At 51.7% G+C, this 1,349-nt stretch carries 1 pseudogene; it reads left to right on the top strand.

The features are described 5' to 3' along the window. Positions 1 to 1,349: pseudogene (locus B3Z75_RS10700) on the top strand (restriction endonuclease subunit R); the annotation flags it as partial.

Here is a 1,349-nt window from a genome sequence, read left to right as displayed (position 1 = left end):
AACAAGCGGTATGGCTGGAGCAAGTTCATTATCGTGGTGCCAAGCATTGCCATCCGCGAGGGGGTATATAAGTCGTTCCAGATCACGCAGGAACACTTCACCGAGGACTACGGAAAAAAGATCCGGTTCTTTATCTATAACTCGTCCCAACTGACCGAGATCGACCGTTTTGCCAGCGACAACTCGCTCAACGTGATGATCATCAATGCCCAGGCGTTCAACGCCCGGGGAAAGGATGCCAGGCGTATCTACATGAAACTGGATAGCTTCCGCAGCCGCAGGCCGATTGATGTGATTGCCAAAACCAATCCCATCCTGATTATCGACGAGCCGCAATCGGTGGAGGGGAAACAGACCAAAGAGAACCTGAAGGGGTTCAACCCGCTGTTCACGTTGCGTTATTCGGCTACGCATAAGAAGGACAGTCTTTACAACCTGATCTACCGGCTGGATGCCATGGAGGCCTACAACAAGAAGCTGGTGAAGAAGATCGCGGTGAAAGGGATTGCCCAGACCGGAACTACCGGGACGGAGGGGTATCTTTACCTGGAGGGGATCAATCTCTTCAAGGAGAAGAGTCCCACCGCAAACCTGGGATTTGAGGTGAAGCAAGCCGGTGGTGTGAAGGCGGTGGTCCGGAAAATTGAAATAGGGCATAATCTGTACGACCGATCGGGGTCGCTTGAACAGTACCGGGATGGATTCACCGTGACAAATATCGACGGCAGAGATAATTCTGTCACTTTTCAGAACGGAACAAAACTCTATGCCGGCGATGTGAAAGGGGCGGTGAACGAGCAGCAGCTTCGCCGGATCCAGATCCGGGAGACCATCCTGTCGCATATCGAACGGGAACGAATGCTTTACTTCAGGGGTATTAAGGTGTTGAGCCTCTTTTTTATCGACGAAGTTGCCAAATACAAGCAGTACGATTCTTCCGGCAATGCGTTCAACGGTTCCTATGCGGATATGTTCGAGGAGGAGTACGACGATGTGGTGAACAGCCTGCAACTGAAAATTGGCGAAGATGCCTATATCAGTTACCTGCAATCGATCGCGGCAGATAAAACGCATGCGGGATATTTCTCCATCGACAAAAGGAAGAATCAGTTCGTGGACGGGAAAGTGGAACGAAAAACAAAAGAGAGCGTGGATACCGATGCCTACTACCTGATCATGAAGGACAAGGAGCGGCTGCTCTCTTTCAGTGAACCGGTACGCTTTATCTTTTCTCACTCTGCACTACGCGAGGGTTGGGACAATCCCAACGTGTTCCAGATCTGTACGCTGAAACAGAGCGAAGCGGAGACTCGCAAACGCCAGGAGGTGGGGCGCGGACTCCGCCTGTG

The sequence above is a fragment of the Proteiniphilum sp. UBA1028 genome (assembly GCF_002316955.1).
GTDB lineage: Bacteria > Bacteroidota > Bacteroidia > Bacteroidales > Dysgonomonadaceae > Proteiniphilum.
This window is presented reverse-complemented; position numbering and strand designations above follow the sequence as displayed.